The organism is Zhengella sp. (assembly GCF_041397485.1).
Classification (GTDB): domain Bacteria; phylum Pseudomonadota; class Alphaproteobacteria; order Rhizobiales; family Rhizobiaceae; genus Zhengella.
Window position 1 is genome coordinate 127454 of the sequence record NZ_JAWKWO010000004.1, and the last position, 15493, is coordinate 142946.

The window sequence follows — 15493 nt, forward strand, 5'->3', positions numbered from 1 at the left end:
CCAGGCACGTGTTCGGTCCTCAATACCCGGAAAGGATGCGGTTGGCCGCCGAGACGATGGCGTTCAGCGATGCCGTGACGATGTTGGTGTTGATGCCGACACCGAACAGCTTGCCGCCCGGATGCTCCATTTCCATGTAGCAGACGGCCGACGCGTTCGAGCCGGAATGCAGCGAATGCTCCGAATAGTCCACCACCGACATGGCCACGCCGAGATGCTTGGACAGCGCATCGACGAACCCGTCGATCGGCCCGGTGCCCCGGCCGGAAATGGTCACTTCCTTGCCGTCGTCCAGGATCGTCGCCTCCAGGATACGCTCACCCTTTGCCGCCGGGTCGGGGAAGGTGTGGTGATCGACGAACTTGAGGCGCGCGCCCGGCTGCTCGACATAACGCTCGATGAACCGCTCGTGGATGCGCTTGGACGGCAGTTCCCGGCCTTCCCGGTCGGTGATGTCCTGGATGTCCTCGCGGAACTCGACCTGCAGGTTGCGCGGCAGGTTGAACCCGTAATCGGCCTGCAGGATATAGGCGATCCCGCCCTTGCCCGACTGCGAATTGATCCGGATGATCGCCTCGTAGCTGCGGCCCACGTCCTGCGGGTCGATCGGCAGGTACGGCACTTCCCATTGCGGCTTGTTGGCCTGCTTGATGGCCTTCATGCCCTTGTTGATGGCGTCCTGGTGCGAGCCGGAAAAGGCGGTGTAGACCAGCTCGCCCACGTAGGGGTGGCGCTCGGGAATGCGCAACTGGTTGGAATATTCGTAGACATCCTTGATGCGGTTGATGTCGCGGCAATCCAGTTCCGGATCCACGCCCTGCGTGTACATGTTGAGCGCCAGCGTCACGATATCGACATTACCGGTGCGCTCGCCATTGCCGAACAGCGTGCCTTCGACCCGGTCGGCGCCGGCCATCAGGCCCAGTTCGGTGGCGGCGATGCCGGTGCCGCGGTCGTTGTGCGGATGCAGCGACAGGATGATGTTTTCCCGGTTGTCGAGATTGCGGCTCATCCACTCGATCTGGTCGGCATAGATGTTGGGCGTGGCCATCTCGACCGTTGCCGGCAGGTTGATGATCAACTTGTTGTCGGCTGTCGGCTGCACGATCTCGGTGACCGCGTTGCAGATTTCCAGCGCCACCTCCAGTTCGGTTCCGGTGAAGCTTTCCGGCGAATACTGAAACCGGTAGCCGCCGCCCGCCTTGGCCGCCATGTCGGTGATCATCCTGGCCGCATCGACGGCGATCTGCTTGATGCCGGCCACGTCCTTGGCGAAGACCACCCGGCGCTGCAATTCCGAGGTGGAATTGTAGAAATGGATGATCGGACGCCTGGCGCCTTCCAGCGCCTCGAACGTGCGCGTGATCAGTTCCGGCCGGCACTGCACAAGCACCTGCAACGACACGTCGTCCGGCACGTTTCCTTCCTCGACGCACCAGCGCGCGAAGTCGAAATCCGTCTGCGAGGCCGACGGGAAGCCGATCTCGATTTCCTTGAAACCCATGTCGATGAGCAACTGGAACATGCGCGCCTTGCGGTCATGGCCCATCGGGTCGATCAGCGCCTGGTTGCCGTCACGAAGATCGACCGAACACCAGATCGGCGCCTTCTCGATCCGCTTGGAGGGCCATGTGCGGTCAGTGAGGTTGACCTGCGGATAGGGCTGGTACTTGACCGCGGCATCGGACATGCCGGTCTTGCTCGACGGGGGAGTCATATCGTTCATTGTCAGCTTCTCTTTCCGGCGCCAGAACTGGCCTCAGGGCCTTGCAGGCGCGTGTTTTGGGCGATTTTTTTCAGGATGTAAACGGCGAGGAGCGGAGCCTTGGCGGCAAATCGGCCGCCAGGCGCTCCTCAGCGAACCTGGCGGACGCCGCTAAGAAGCAGAAGGCCGGGCAGGCCCGTGGCGCCGGAGGCGCGGACGTGAGCGGAGTGCTGGGCCTGTTTCGAGTTCATGGCACTGATATAAGGGATTGATCGCGATCCGGTCAAGACATGATGGCTTGCGGGTGTTTCCGGAACGCGCGATGCCCTATCTGGTAAGGATAGACATGACCCTGGGGAGGACCTGTTCCATGCGTGTGGATATCGTTTCCGATGTGGTGTGCCCGTGGTGCGCGGTCGGTTACTACCAGCTTGCCGAAGCCGCCAGACAGACCGGCATGACCCTTGACGTCCACTGGCACCCGTTCCAGCTCAACCCGCATGTCGGTTCCGGGGGCGAAAACCTGCGCGATCACCTGGCTGAGAAATACGGAACGACGCCTTCGCAATCCAGGGCCGCGCGTGAAAAGATCACCGCGCTTGGCGCCGAGGTCGGCTTCACCTTCGACTTCACCGACGACACCCGGACGTGGAACACGTTCGACGCCCACCGCCTGATCGGCTGGGCCGAACTGTCCGGCCGCCAGCACGAAACTAAGCTGGCGCTTCTCAAGGCAAACTTCACGGACAATCGCAACGTTTCGGACCGTGAGGTACTGGTGGAGGTTGCGCAATCCGTCGGCCTCGACGGCGCCGAGTGCCGCACCATGCTGGACTCGGGCGCGTTTACCGGGGAATTGCAAGCCGCCATGGCGTTCTGGCGCTCACGCGGCATATCGGGCGTGCCCTCGATCATCTTCCTCGGCCGCCACCTTGTCACCGGTGCCCAGGGTGTCGATACCTACCGCGACATTCTTGGTCAGTTGGCGCAGATGGAATCCGGATCAGCCTGAACCCTGATCGTCGCCTCCCTCCCCGGCGGCAAGGTCGCGCATGTCGGCGGCCCCGCGCCGGGCGGCTTGCGCCACGTCGTCGAACAGATGCGCGATTTCTTCGAACACCGAGCGGTCGCTTTCCTGGAAGCCGACGCTGTCCAGCTCGCCAAGCAGGTCGAGCAGGGAAAGGATGCCCGCCACCTGGTTGCGGGCATCGTTGAGGCGGGCGCGGCGCTGGCGCATGCGCTCCATGGCGTTGAACGAGGACAGCGCCTCGATGAGCCGCTCGCGGCAGGCGCAATCCAGGTCCACGCCGGAAAGCACCGCCGTCAGCCGGTTGGCAAGATCATCGCGCACGGGTGCGCCGGGGCGCTCCGCCCCGCTCACTGCAACGCCGCGCCGCCGGCATGCACCGGCACATAATGCCGGCCCGGCACCTTGTGGAAAAACCCGTTGGAAAACCGCACATCGCCGCACAGGCCATGCAGGCGCTCCATCGCATCGCCCGTGTCCCGCTTTCCGTCGGCAAGATCGCGGAAAACCGAGGCGACGGCCACCATGTCCACGTTCTGTGGCATGAGCCGCAGCGCCGAAATGCCCATGGCCATGATGTCCGGCAGTTCGGCCGCCAGGCACATGTAGCTTTCCGATTGCGTCTGGATGCCGTTGATCCGCAGGAAGGCCTCGCCCGCCGCCGTCACCAGCGGCATGCCGTCGGCATCGTCCTCGCAGACGAACTGGCAATTGTCCTTGTGCCTTCCATGGGCGCGGGCGTGGTAGCAACGCGCCGAGACGGCGAGCGGCGCGCGCCCGAACACCTGCAATTCCGTCGCGATGCCAAGCGCGTGCGGCGCATGTGCCGCCGCTTCCAGCGAAGGGCGCGGCAATTCATGCGGCAGGCAGACATGCGTCGCCCCCTGCCCGGCCATCCAGCCGATGGTGGCCTCGTTGGTGGCGTTCAGGAACGGGCCGATCCGGTGTGCCTGCTGCCCGCGTGCCGCCAGCCCGCTGACATTGTTGATCTCGACCTCGAAATCCTCCTGCGCGCAAAGCTGCACGGTCGCCTGGCGCTCGCGCGGCAGGATCACCTCGGCCAGCGTCGACAACACGACACGCTTGCCGCCGCGCTGAAGCCGGTCGATCACGTCAGGCATCTCGGTTTCGAAGAAGGGCGCGCGCTTGGAGCAGATCACCTCGCCCAGATAGACGGTGCCCACGGGCGCCTCGTCGGCGATTCGGGCATAGAAGTCGCGCTTCCTGTCCGCCGGCCAGTGATAGGCAATGGGTCCGATCGTCAGTTCGGCTGCCATGGCCTCACCTCCACTTCTTGGTTTCGAATGCGCCCTGGGTCTGCTTCTGGCCCTCGGTCAGGGCCACGAGATCGGCGATATCGGCCGGCCGCCCCGCCATCACATCGTCGATGGCCCTGCGGAAGGCCGAAACGACGCTGCGTACATAGCTCTTGGAGCGCTGCCGCCCCTCGATCTTGAAGGCGTGGACGCCGGCATGGATGAGATCGGGCAGCATGCGCGCCAGGTTGAGGCTGACCGGCTCCTCGAACGCGTAATAGCCCTGCGCCCGGTGCGGCGCGGTGTAGCGTCCCTTGCAGATGGTGGGATAACCGGCCATCTCCTCGGCCCCGAAGCGGTCGATCACGCTGCCCGACAGGCAACTCGAAACCGCCCCGCCTGGCTCCTTGCGGTAGTCGACCTCGCTGGCCGGCGAGCAGACTCCGTCCAGGTTGGTCGATTGCCCGGTCACGTAGTTCGTCAGGCTGCACCGCCCCTCCACCATCAGCCCGTGATTGCCGAAGATGAAGGTCTCGATCTCGCAGGGGATGGCCGCGGCGATGGGCTTGATCTCGGCAACGGTGAGGATGCGCGGCAGCACCACGCGCTTCACGCCGAAATGCTGGCAGTAGTAGCCGATTGCTTCCGGACTCGAAGCCGCTGCCTGCACCGAGAGATGCAGCCGCACGCCGGGATGGCGTTCGGCCACATACCGCGCCACGCCCATGTCGGCCACGATCAGCGCATCGATGCCCAGCGCCACCGCCGTGTCGGCGGCCTCGCGCCACAAGTCGACCTTGCCGGCAGGCGGATAGGTGTTGAGCGTCAGCAGCACCCTGGCGCCACGCTCATGCGCATAGGCGATGGAGGCGCCCAGTTCCTCTTTCGTGAAATTCAGGCCGGGGAAGTTGCGCGCATTGGTGGCATTGCGGAATCCGCAATAGACGGCATCCGCGCCGGCATCGACAGCGCTTCGCAGGGCTGCCGGTGTTCCGGCAGGACAGATGAGTTCCGGACGGATCATCAAAGCGCCCTCCCCGTTGCCGCCGCGCCATGGCTGCGCCGCAGGAAGGCCAGCGCCATGCGCCCCGGCGGGCCGAACAGGTCGGCCGTATCGGCGGCGATCGAGCCCTCCACGTCGTCCAGCGCATTGCGCAGCGTCACCACCGCATCGGTATTGCCGAGGATCTCCAGGTCGCGCGAGAAGAAGGACGCATCGCCATCCGCGCCGGCGTCGATCAGGTCGAACAGGGTGCGGAAGCGGCCCCGGATCAGCGCATCATGGGCGGGCAGGCTGTCGCGCGCGACCGTCCTGAATTGCGGCGCCTGCGGGTCGGGTGTCAGGTGCAGGGCAAAGGGCATTTCCACCGGATCGATGATGAAACTGGAGCGGACATGCGGTCCGAGGCGGTCGAAGATCGACCGGTGCTTGACGGCCAGCCGGCGCACGGTGCGCATCAGCAGCGAGTCGAGCATCCGGCCAGCCACCGCATGCGCCAGGCCCGCGAACGGGCGATGGTCTCGGGGCGCGACGGCTCGGCTAGGCATATCCATTCGGTCAGTCCTTTCATTGCAAGGCAGGAAAGGCAGCGAACCGGCCCTGCCAGGGCCGGACCGTGCCAGGTCATTGTCCGGGCCTGAACGCCTCCACGACGGCCCGGTCCGTCTCGATGCGCCCCGCGCCGATCAGGTCGAGGCAATAGGGTATGGCGGGAAACACGGCATCAAGGCAGGTGCGGATGGAGGCGGGCTTGCCCGGCAGGTTGACGATCAGCGTCGTGCCGCGCACGCCTGCCGTCTGGCGCGACAGGATGGCCGTCGGCACCTCTTCCAGGCTCTTCTTGCGCATCAGTTCGCCAAAGCCCGGCAATTCCTTTTCGATGACATCCGCCATGGCTTCCGGCGTTTCGTCGCGCGGTGATGGGCCGGTGCCCCCGGTCGTCAGCACCAGGTCGGCCCGGTCGGTGGAACACAGCGCCAGCAGCGCCGAGGCGACGGAGTCGCGCCCATCCGGGATGATCCGGATCGCGAAATCGAAGGGCGAAACGATGGCCGACTTCAGCCAGGCCTCGATGGCCGGACCGCCCTTGTCTTCGTATTCGCCGCGGCTGGCGCGGTCGGAAATCACGAGCGCGACAATGCGCATGGGTTCATCCTCCTAGATGGGACATGGGCCGCGAGAGCCCGCCGGAAACCGTGCCGTCATAGCCGAAATCATGGCCCCAGGGCTTGGCGGCAACAGCGCCCAGAATGGCCTGTTCCAGCCGCTCCGGCCCTTCGCCGGAGCGCAGCGCCGTGCGCAGATCCACTGCCCCGTCATCGCCCATGCAGGGGAAAAGCTGGCCGGTGCAGCTCACCCGCATGCGATTGCAGGCGGCGCAGAAATTGCAGGAAAGCGGCGCGATGAAGCCGATCAGCCCGCCGGTTTCGCGAACCCGCATGTAGCGCGCAGGCCCGCCGGTCTTTTTCGCCACCGGATCGAGCGTGTAGCGCGCCTTCAGCCAGGCTTCGGCCTCGCCGAGCGGAAGGTGGTTTTCGCCATAGCTTTCGAGTGCCCCGCCCAGCGGCATCGCCTCGATGAAGGTCAGATCCATGCCCCGGCCGTGGGCATGGGCGATGAGGTCCATGGCGTCGCGTTCGAAGCGACCTTTCTGGACAACGGCATTCAGCTTGACCGACAGGCCTTCGGCCAGCGCCGCGTCGATGCCCGCCAGCACCTTGTTCACGTCGCCCCAGCGGGTCACCGCCCGGTAGCCTTCCGGGTCCAGCGTGTCCAGCGAGACATTGACGCGCCGCACGCCGGTTTCCTTCAGGCCCGCGGCATGGCGGGCCAGCAGCGTGCCATTCGTGGTCAGCGTCACTTCATCCAGGTCGCCTGCATCCAGATGCGGCTTCAACTGCGCAAACAGCGTCATGATGTTCTTGCGCACCAGCGGCTCGCCGCCCGTCAGGCGCAGCTTGCGGATACCCAGCCGCATGAAGCATTCCGCCACCCGGTAGGTCTCTTCCAGGCTGAGAACGTCCTTGCGCGGCAGAAAGGTCATGTGCTCCGACATGCAATAGGTGCAGCGCAGGTCGCAGCGATCCGTCACCGACAGCCGCAGATAGGTAATGGCGCGGCCGAATGTGTCAGTCAGTTTCGCCGGGCTTTGCCGGTTGGTCTTCACCGTCCTGTTCCTTTCACGCCTGCCGGGCATGATCGCCCTTGCAACCGCCATCCGCGCACCGGGCGCCCGCACCGGCCTTGGCACGGCCGCAGGACAGGTCGCGCAGAAGTCCGTCATTGAGCCCGTAGACCCAGCCGTGAATGGCCAGCTTGCGCCCGCGCGCCCAGGCCGACTGGATGATCGGCGTGCGCGCCAGGCTTTCCACCTGCGCCTGGATCGACAGCTCGCACAGCCGGTTGAGCCGGGCTTCGGCGTCTTCGCCCTCGCCGCCCTCCAGGCCATGCAGGTCCGCCACGTCCCGTATCGGCTGCAGCCAATGGTCGATGATTCCGTGCCGCCGGCCGTCCATGGCGGCGCGCACGCCCCCGCAGCCATAGTGACCGCACACGATGATGTGCCTGACCTCCAGGCTCTCCACCGCGAATTCCAGCACGGAAAGCAGGTTCAGGTCGCCGCGATGGACGAGATTGGCCACATTGCGGTGAACGAACACCTCGCCCGGCTCCAGCCCGGTGATGACATTGGCCGGAACGCGGCTGTCGGAACAGCCGATCCAGAGATAATCCGGCTTCTGGAGTTTCGACAGCCGGTCGAAATAGCCCGGATCGTCACGCTTGCGGCCTTCCGCCCATTGCCGGTTGTGGTCGAGCAGGTCTGTGATCATGGCACGCGCCCCACGCCCTTACTGGACCAGCGGAGATGTGGCGCCATCCATGTCGATGCCCGTGATCTTCGCCCGGCCGGCCAGGATCGAGACATATTGCGCGACGGCGCGGGCAAAGGCCTGTGCCTCCAGCCAGTCCGCGATGCGAACCTTCACGGCTTCGAAGGGAAGCTGCCGGGCCTCTACCGCCCGGTCGAGGGCGATGACATGGAAGCCGAAGCGCGTGGCGACCGGCGCGCGGGTGATTTCGCCCGGCATCATCTGCGCCAGCGCCGCCTCGAATTCCGGCACGGTGGAACCGGGCGAGAGCTGGCCGAGATTGCCCCCCTGGGCGGCCGATGAACAGGCGGAAACCGCCTTGGCCGCCTCGGAGAATCCCCGCGGCTCCGTCTGCAACGCGTTACAGAGGGCCTGCGCTTCAAGCCGTGCCGCCTCGCGCCGTTCCGGATCGCTTTCCGGCGCGGCAACGAGGATGTGCCGGGCCTCGTAAAGCGGCGCGCTGGTGAAGCGTTCCCGGTTGATCTCGTAGAAGCGGCGGCACTCGCCGTCGTTCGCCGCCGGCACGGCGACCTCGCGTTCGGTCAGCGCGCGTATGGCTGCGTCCTCGAATGTCTCGGTCTGGCCATTCCCGGTCCTAAGATCACAGAGCATGTCCAGCCGCCGCGCTTCGTTGAGCAGGAGCTGGCGCACGACCAGCGCATGAGCGGCTGCGCGCAGCGCCTCGCCCGGATTGTCGGCGGGATGATTCTGGGCCTCGTGCAGGATGGCCTCCTCGGGAATTGCCACGCCGTCGACGGAGATCGCCTTCATCACCGGCAGCGGCTTGGGCGGGACAGACGTGTCGGGCTCCTTGTAGGTGGTGTAGCCCTGTCCGTCCGGAGCCGGGCCGACAGGCGCGCCGCCGGCAAGGCTGGGATTGCGATAGACGGTTGCCATGGTGCTTACTCCCCGGCCGGAAGCCGCACTGGCGCGGCGCGGCGGTTGCGCTCACGCACCACCTGGTAGCCGGGCCGCCAGAAATAGCGCACCGGCACCGACAGCATGTGAACGAGACGGGTGAAGGGAAACAGCAGCAGGATCGTCAGCCCCAGCACGAGATGCGCCTTGAAGATGATCGACGCATGCGCGACATGTGACGCCGCATCGCCCTGGAAGGTGAAGATGCCCTGTGCCCAGGCCATGAAGCGGACCATTTCCTCGCCATCCAGATGCTGCATGGAAATCGGGATGGTCGCCAGGCCGAGCGCAAGCTGCACCCAGAGCAGGATGATGATCAGCGTGTCGCTGGTGCTGGAATTGGCCCGCACGCGCGGATCGAAAAGGCGCCGGTGAACGAGCAGGCTCGCGCCGATGATCGCCATGACACCGGCAATGCCGCCCGCCACGATGGCCAGCACCTGCTTGGCGCCGTGGCTGATGCCGAGCGCATCGAAGATGGCGATGGGCGTCAGCAGGCCGATGAGATGGCCGAAGAAGATGACGATCACGCCGACATGGAACAGCACCGAGCCCCAGACAAGCTGCTTGCGGCGCAGAAGCTGCGACGAGCCGGACCGCCAGCTATACTGGTCACGGTCATAGCGCAGGATCGAGCCGAGGATCAGCACGACGAGCGCGACATAGGGATAGATCCCGAAGAGAAGCGTGTTGAAAAAGCCGGACATCCTGGCCTCCGCTCAGAAAGGGTTGGCCGGCGCGGCGTCCGGCTTGCGGGTGTGGGCGCGCATCTGGCGCTGCAGGCGGTCGGGTCCGCAGGCGTTTTCCCCGGCATTGCCGCCGAATGTTACCGCCTCCTCTTCCCAGACCCGGTCGAGCGCCTCGAGGTCGGCCGGATCGTCGTCCGGCGTCTCCATGAGTTCGCTGACCAGGCCGGCGTCAGGCTTTCCCGACGCCATTTCCTCCAGCACGGCAAAGGCGTTGGCATAGACCGAGCCGCGTTTCTTCAGCCGCTCGCGCAGCGCGGCGACGATATGCGCCACCTGCCCCAGCAGGTCGGCGGCCTCCGCATGCGGCTTGATCGACAGGTATTCCAGGAACAGCGGCAGGTAATCCGGCAGTTCCCTGGCGCCGATCTCCAGCCCGTCCGCCTCGTACATGGCCATCAGGTCGACCATGGCCTGCCCGCGGTCACGGCTTTCGCCATGCACATGCTCGAAAAGATGCAGCGACAGCGTGCGCGTCCGGTCGAACAGGTAGACATAGCGCTCCTGGGCCTCGAACAGGTCGAGCGCGGCGATGTCTCCGGCCAGCATTTCCAGAAGCATCTTCTGGGTCTGGCTGATCGCTTCCAGGCCGGCAATGGCCTGCCGGATTTCCGGCAGGGCCTCGTGCATCGTCTCGTCCGGATAGGCGAGCAGGATCGAGAGAACCTTCAGCGTTGCGTTCATCACACGCCCTCCGTCTGCCTGTTGACCGGTGTCTGCACCGTACGGGTTCGCTTGGCGCCGAACAGGTCGCTCTCGCCGCCGCCGGAACAGCCGTTGCCGAAAGTGAAGCCACAAGAGCCGCGCACGTCATAGGCATCCTCGGAGATCTCGCGATGCGAGGTCGGAATGACGAAACGGTCCTCGTAGTTGGCGATCGCCATGATCTTGTACATTTCCTCGATCATGGTGCCGCTCATGCCCACCTTCTGCGCGATTGCCTCGTCGGTGACACCGTCGATGGACTTGGCGCGCATGTAGGCACGCATGGCCAGCATGCGCTCAAGCGCCGAGACCACCGGTGCTTCCTTGCCGCCCGTCAGCAGGTTGGCGAGGTAACGAACCGGGATCCGGAGAGACCGGACGTCCGGCATGTCGCCGTCCAGTCCGATCTTTCCGGCTTCCGCCGCAGACGTGAGGGGTGAAAGCGGCGGAATGTACCAGACCATGGGAAGGGTCCGGTATTCCGGATGCAGCGGGAAGGCGACCTTCCATTCCATGGCCATCTTCCAGACCGGCGAATGGCGCGCGGCCTCCAGCCATGCTTCGGGAATGCCGTCCTTGCGCGCCTGTTCGATGACCGCCGGATCGTTGGGATCCAGGAAGATCTTCAGCTGCTCCTCATAGAGTTCCTTTTCGTCGGCCGCCGAGGCAGCCTCCTCGATGCGGTCGGCGTCATAAAGCACGACGCCCAGATAGCGGATGCGCCCGACGCAGGTTTCCGAGCAGACCGTCGGATGGCCGGCCTCGATGCGCGGGTAGCAGAACACGCACTTCTCCGATTTGCCCGAAGACCAGTTGTAGTAGATTTTCTTGTAGGGGCAGCCGGACACGCACATGCGCCAGCCGCGGCATTTGTCCTGGTCGATCAGGACGATGCCATCATCCTCGCGCTTGTAGATGGCGCCGGACGGGCAGGAGGCGACACAGGCCGGGTTCAGGCAGTGCTCGCACAGGCGCGGCAGATACATCATGAACGTGTTTTCGAACTCGCCGTAGATCTGCTTCTCGATGCCCTCGAAGTTGGTGTCCTGCGACCGCTTGGAGAATTCGCCGCCAAGGATCTCCTCCCAGTTCGGCCCCCATTCGATCTTTTCCATCCGCTCGCCGGAAATCTGCGAGCGCGGACGCGCCGTCGGAAAGGCCTTGCTTTCGCGGGCCGTCTGCAGGTGGTCGTAGTCGAAGTCGAACGGCTCGTAATAGTCGTCGATCTCGGGCAGGTCCGGATTGGCGAAGAGCTTGGCCAGGATGCGCCACTTGGCGCCCCCCTTCGGCTCGATCTTGCCGTTGGCCTTGCGCCGCCAGCCGCCGTTCCAGCGCTTCTGGTTTTCCCAGTCCTTCGGATAGCCGATGCCGGGCTTAGTCTCGACATTGTTGAACCAGGCGTATTCGACGCCCTCGCGGTTGGTCCAGACGTTCTTGCATGTCACGGAACAGGTGTGGCACCCGATGCACTTGTCGAGGTTCAGCACCATGCCGATTTGAGCGCGGATTTTCATTCTGCCGCCTCCTTGGGTGTAACGGTTTCGCCAAGCGGCTCTTCCATCCAGTCGACCTTTTCCAGCTTGTGCACCACGACGAACTCGTCGCGGTTGGAACCGACGGTTCCGTAGTAGTTGAAGCCGTAGGACTGCTGGACGTAGCCGCCGATCATGTGGGTGGGCTTGGTGATCGCCCTTGTGACGGAGTTGTGAATGCCGCCGCGCTGCTGCGTGAGCTGCGATCCCGGCGTGTTCACGATCTTTTCCTGGGCGTGGTACATGTAGATCGTTCCCTGCTTCATGCGCTGGGAGACGACGGCGCGCGCCACGATGGCCCCGTTGGAATTGAAGACCTCGACCCAGTCATTGTCGACGAGTCCGGCGGTTTTGGCATCATCCTCCGAAATCCAGACCACCGGGCCGCCACGGTTGAGCGTGAGCATCATGAGGTTGTCGGAATAGGTGGAGTGGATGCCCCATTTCTGGTGCGGCGTGATGAAGTTCAGCACCACGGATTTCCTGCCAGCCGACTTCGCCTCGATCACCGGGTTGATGGTCTTGGTGTCGATGGGAGGCCGGTAGACGCAGAACGCCTCGCCGAAAGCCCGCATCCACAGGTGATCCTGGTAGAGTTGCTGGCGTCCGGTGATCGTGCGCCACGGGATCAGCTCGTGAACATTGGTATAGCCGGCATTGTAGCAGACCTTCTCCGATTCAAGCCCCGACCAGGTCGGCGAGGAGATGATCTTGCGCGGCTGGGCGACGATGTCGCGGAAGCGGATCTTCTCGTCTTCCTTCGGCATCGCAAGGTGGGAGTGGTCGCGGCCGGTATTCTTCGACAGCGCTTCCCAGGCCTTCACCGCCACTTCGCCATTGGTCTCCGGCGCCAGCATCAGGATCACTTCAGTCGCGTCGATGTCGCTCTCGATGCGCGGACGGCCCTTCGTCGGCCCTTCCTCTGTGACAACGCCGTTCAGCTTGCCCAGCGCCTCGACCTCGTGTTCGGTGTTCCAGGAAATGCCCTTGCCGCCATTGCCGAGCTTGTCCATGAGCGGACCAAGCGCAGTGAACCGCTTGTAGAGATTGGGATAATCCCGCTCCACGACGGCAACCGCCGGCATCGTCTTGCCCGGCAGCGGCGCCACCTCGTCCTTCTTCCAGTCCTTCACGTCGAAGGCCTGCGCCATTTCGCCGGGCGTGTCGTGCTGGATGGGAACGAGGACCACGTCCTTTTCCACACCCAGGATCTCGGGCGCGACCTCGGAGAACTTGCGCGCGATGCCCTTGAAGATGTCCCAGTCGCTGCGTGCTTCCCAGGCCGGGTCGGCCGCGCTGGACAGCGGATGGATGAAGGGATGCATGTCGGAGGTATTGAGATCGTTCTTCTCGTACCAGGTGGCCGTGGGCAGGACGATGTCGGAATAGACGCAGGTGGTCGACATGCGGAAATCGAGCGTGACCAGCAGATCCAGCTTTCCTTCCGGCGCCTCGTCGTGCCACTTCGCCTCGCGGGCGCGCTGGCGGCCTTCCTCACCGAGATCCTTGCCCATCAGCCCGTTTTGCGTGCCGAGAAGGTGCTTGAGGAAATACTCGTGCCCCTTGCCCGACGAGCCCAGCAGGTTGGAACGCCAGACAAACATGTTGCGCGGCCAGTTGGCCGGATCGTCCGGATCCTCGCAGGACATTTCCAGGTCGCCCGCCTTGAGCTGCGCGGCGACATAGTCCTTGGCCTCCAGCCCGGCGTCCGCCGCCGCTTTCGCGACCGCCAGCGGGTTGGTCTTGAGCTGCGGCGCGGACGGCAGCCAGCCCATTCGCTCGGCGCGGATGTTGTAGTCGATCAGCGTGCCGTCCCACGGCCCTTCCGGCGCCGTCGGCGACAGGATCTCGTCCACCGTCAGCGTTTCGTAGCGCCACTGGTCGGTATGGGCATAGAAAAAGGAAGTGGAGTTCATCTGGCGCGGCGGGCGGCCCCAGTCCAGCCCGAAGGCCAGCGGCAGCCAGCCGGTTTGCGGACGCAGCTTTTCCTGGCCGACATAGTGGCTCCAGCCACCGCCCGACTGGCCGACGCACCCGCACATGACCAGGAGATTGATGATCCCCCGGTAGTTCATGTCCATGTGGTACCAGTGGTTCAGGCCAGCACCCAGGATGACCATGGAGCGGCCTCTGGTCTTCTCGGCATTGAGCGCGAATTCGCGCGCGACCGTGATGATGTGGTCGCGCGGCACGCCCGTGATCGCCTCCGCCCAGGCCGGCGTGTAGGGCACGTCATCGTCATAGGACGTGGCGCAGGTGGCATCGTTGAAGCCGCGATCCAGCCCGTAATTGGCCACGAACAGGTCGAACACGGTGGCGACCATCGTGTCGCCTTCGGCCAGCTTCAGCTTTTTGGCCGGCACCGAGCGCAACAGCACGCTCTGGTGGTCCGTACCCTGGAAATGATCGTGCTCGCGATTGCCGAAATAGGGGAAGGCCACGCTGGCGACGTCGTCATGGTCGCTGTCGAGCACGAAGCTCATGTCGAGTTCGACATCGCGGCCCTTGCCGTCCTTGGTCTCCAGGTTCCACTTGCCCTGCTCGCCCCAGCGGAAGCCGACCGATCCGGCCGGCACGACCGGCTTCTTGGTCTTGCCGTCAATGGCGACGGTCTTCCATTCCGGATTGTTGGTCTCGCCAAGCCCGCCCTTGAAGTCCGACGCGCGCAGCAGCCGGTCGGGCACGAAATGCCCGTTCTTCCTGGTGAGCTTCACCAGCATCGGCATGTCGGTGTAACGCCGGCAGTAATCCTCGAAATACTCTGCCTGGCGGTCAAGGTGGAATTCGCGCAGCACCACATGGCCGAGCGCCATGGCCAGCGCGGCGTCCGTGCCCTGCTTGGGATGCAGCCAGATGTCGGAGAACTTCGCCGCTTCCGAATAGTCCGGCGAAACGACGACCGACTTGGCGCCCTTGTAGCGCGCCTCGGTGTAGAAATGGGCATCCGGCGTGCGCGTCTGCGGCACGTTCGACCCCCACAGGATGAGGAAGCCGGCATTGTACCAGTCGGCCGATTCCGGCACGTCGGTCTGCTCGCCCCAGGTCATCGGCGAGGCCGGCGGCAGGTCGCAATACCAGTCGTAGAAGGACATGCAGGTGCCGCCCAGCAGCGACAGGTAGCGCGAACCGGCCGCATAGGAGACCATCGACATGGCCGGGATCGGCGAGAACCCGATCACCCGGTCAGGGCCATAGGTCTTCGCCGTCCAGGCATTGGCGGCGGCGATGATCTCGTTGACCTCGTCCCAGGAAGCGCGCACGAAGCCGCCATGGCCGCGGATGGACGTATAGGCCGCCCGCTTGGCGGGGTCCGTCTGGATGGCCTCCCAGGCGCCGACCGGCGTCTTCACCGCCCGCTCCTTGCGCCACAGCTTCAGGAGCCGTGAACGGATCAGCGGATGTTTCACGCGGTTGGCCGAATACATGTACCAGGAATAGCTGGCCCCGCGCGCGCAACCGCGCGGCTCGTGGTTCGGCAGGTCGGGCCGCGTGCGCGGATAGTCCGTCTGTTGCGTCTCCCAGGTGACGATCCCGCCCTTGACATAGATCTTCCAGGAGCAGGAGCCGGTGCAGTTGACCCCGTGGGTGGAGCGGACGATCTTGTCGTGCTGCCAGCGCTTGCGGTAGGCGTCTTCCCAGTCGCGGTTCTCGCTCGTGGTGACGCCATGGCCGCCGGCGAATGTGCCGGTGTTCTTTTTCGCCAGGAAATTCAGGCGGTCGAGGATATGTGACAT

Annotated in this window: 14 protein-coding genes; 1 reads left to right on the forward strand and 13 read right to left on the reverse strand. The window is 64.7% G+C overall.

Annotation, left to right across the window (positions count from 1 at the left end; translation table 11 throughout):
* Window positions 1–19: 19 nt before the first annotated feature.
* Complete coding sequence (gene leuA / locus R3D65_RS13145) at window positions 20–1726, reverse strand: 2-isopropylmalate synthase (RefSeq protein ID WP_371275702.1); 1707 nt, start codon at window positions 1724–1726, stop codon at window positions 20–22.
* Between the two features lie 349 nt (window positions 1727–2075).
* Between leuA and R3D65_RS13150 the strand changes: the two genes are divergently transcribed.
* Window positions 2076–2717 (forward strand): DsbA family protein, encoded by a 642-nt coding sequence (locus R3D65_RS13150; protein WP_371275703.1) that lies wholly within the window; start codon window positions 2076–2078, stop codon window positions 2715–2717.
* On the opposite strand, the gene R3D65_RS13155 is transcribed toward R3D65_RS13150, so the two are convergent.
* The 12 genes from R3D65_RS13155 to R3D65_RS13210 form a co-directional block, all read right to left on the reverse strand.
* Complete coding sequence (locus R3D65_RS13155; protein ID WP_371275704.1) at window positions 2709–3056, reverse strand: hypothetical protein; 348 nt, start codon at window positions 3054–3056, stop codon at window positions 2709–2711. The two genes, R3D65_RS13150 and R3D65_RS13155, sit on opposite strands and share 9 nt — an antisense overlap.
* 26 nt (window positions 3057–3082) lie before the next feature.
* Complete coding sequence (locus R3D65_RS13160; RefSeq protein ID WP_371275705.1) at window positions 3083–4009, reverse strand: U32 family peptidase; 927 nt, start codon at window positions 4007–4009, stop codon at window positions 3083–3085.
* Window positions 4010–4013: 4 nt separating this feature from the next.
* Window positions 4014–5012, reverse strand: a complete 999-nt coding sequence (locus R3D65_RS13165) for a peptidase U32 family protein (protein WP_371275706.1) — start codon at window positions 5010–5012, stop codon at window positions 4014–4016.
* The gene (locus tag R3D65_RS13170; RefSeq protein ID WP_371275707.1) at window positions 5012–5464 is read right to left on the reverse strand and encodes an SCP2 domain-containing protein; all 453 of its coding nucleotides are present in this window, start codon (window positions 5462–5464) and stop codon (window positions 5012–5014) included. The genes R3D65_RS13165 and R3D65_RS13170 overlap by 1 nt, the downstream gene beginning before the upstream one ends.
* Window positions 5465–5612: 148 nt before the next feature.
* Window positions 5613–6134: a molybdopterin adenylyltransferase gene (gene mog, locus R3D65_RS13175; protein WP_371275708.1), complete on the reverse strand. Its 522-nt coding sequence runs from the start codon at window positions 6132–6134 to the stop codon at window positions 5613–5615.
* A gap of 4 nt (window positions 6135–6138) precedes the next feature.
* Window positions 6139–7185: a GTP 3',8-cyclase MoaA gene (moaA, locus tag R3D65_RS13180; protein WP_371275709.1), complete on the reverse strand. Its 1047-nt coding sequence runs from the start codon at window positions 7183–7185 to the stop codon at window positions 6139–6141.
* Window positions 7169–7819: a carbonate dehydratase gene (can, locus tag R3D65_RS13185; protein WP_371275710.1), complete on the reverse strand. Its 651-nt coding sequence runs from the start codon at window positions 7817–7819 to the stop codon at window positions 7169–7171. The genes moaA and can overlap by 17 nt, the downstream gene beginning before the upstream one ends.
* 18 nt (window positions 7820–7837) lie before the next feature.
* Window positions 7838–8755, reverse strand: a complete 918-nt coding sequence (locus R3D65_RS13190; protein WP_371275711.1) for a peptidylprolyl isomerase — start codon at window positions 8753–8755, stop codon at window positions 7838–7840.
* Between the two features lie 5 nt (window positions 8756–8760).
* Window positions 8761–9483: a respiratory nitrate reductase subunit gamma gene (gene narI, locus R3D65_RS13195; RefSeq protein ID WP_371275712.1), complete on the reverse strand. Its 723-nt coding sequence runs from the start codon at window positions 9481–9483 to the stop codon at window positions 8761–8763.
* Between the two features lie 12 nt (window positions 9484–9495).
* Window positions 9496–10206, reverse strand: a complete 711-nt coding sequence (gene narJ, locus R3D65_RS13200) for a nitrate reductase molybdenum cofactor assembly chaperone (RefSeq protein WP_371275713.1) — start codon at window positions 10204–10206, stop codon at window positions 9496–9498.
* Entirely contained in the window at window positions 10206–11741 is a 1536-nt protein-coding gene (gene narH, locus R3D65_RS13205) for a nitrate reductase subunit beta (protein ID WP_371275714.1), read from the reverse strand. Before narH ends, narJ begins: the two co-directional genes overlap by 1 nt.
* On the reverse strand, window positions 11738–15493 hold the full coding sequence (locus R3D65_RS13210) for a nitrate reductase subunit alpha (protein WP_371275715.1): 3756 nt from the start codon (window positions 15491–15493) through the stop codon (window positions 11738–11740). Before R3D65_RS13210 ends, narH begins: the two co-directional genes overlap by 4 nt.

Coding starts and splice junctions, on each gene's coding strand:
- leuA (WP_371275702.1), bottom strand. CDS start 1,726: ATGAACGATATGACTCCCCCGTCGAGCAAGACCGGCATGTCCGATGCC.
- R3D65_RS13150 (WP_371275703.1), top strand. CDS start 2,076: ATGCGTGTGGATATCGTTTCCGATGTGGTGTGCCCGTGGTGCGCGGTC.
- R3D65_RS13160 (WP_371275705.1), bottom strand. CDS start 4,009: ATGGCAGCCGAACTGACGATCGGACCCATTGCCTATCACTGGCCGGCG.
- R3D65_RS13165 (WP_371275706.1), bottom strand. CDS start 5,012: ATGATCCGTCCGGAACTCATCTGTCCTGCCGGAACACCGGCAGCCCTG.
- R3D65_RS13170 (WP_371275707.1), bottom strand. CDS start 5,464: ATGCTCGACTCGCTGCTGATGCGCACCGTGCGCCGGCTGGCCGTCAAG.
- mog (WP_371275708.1), bottom strand. CDS start 6,134: ATGCGCATTGTCGCGCTCGTGATTTCCGACCGCGCCAGCCGCGGCGAA.
- moaA (WP_371275709.1), bottom strand. CDS start 7,185: ATGCCCGGCAGGCGTGAAAGGAACAGGACGGTGAAGACCAACCGGCAA.
- can (WP_371275710.1), bottom strand. CDS start 7,819: ATGATCACAGACCTGCTCGACCACAACCGGCAATGGGCGGAAGGCCGC.
- R3D65_RS13190 (WP_371275711.1), bottom strand. CDS start 8,755: ATGGCAACCGTCTATCGCAATCCCAGCCTTGCCGGCGGCGCGCCTGTC.
- narI (WP_371275712.1), bottom strand. CDS start 9,483: ATGTCCGGCTTTTTCAACACGCTTCTCTTCGGGATCTATCCCTATGTC.
- narJ (WP_371275713.1), bottom strand. CDS start 10,206: ATGAACGCAACGCTGAAGGTTCTCTCGATCCTGCTCGCCTATCCGGAC.
- narH (WP_371275714.1), bottom strand. CDS start 11,741: ATGAAAATCCGCGCTCAAATCGGCATGGTGCTGAACCTCGACAAGTGC.
- R3D65_RS13210 (WP_371275715.1), bottom strand. CDS start 15,493: ATGTCACATATCCTCGACCGCCTGAATTTCCTGGCGAAAAAGAACACC.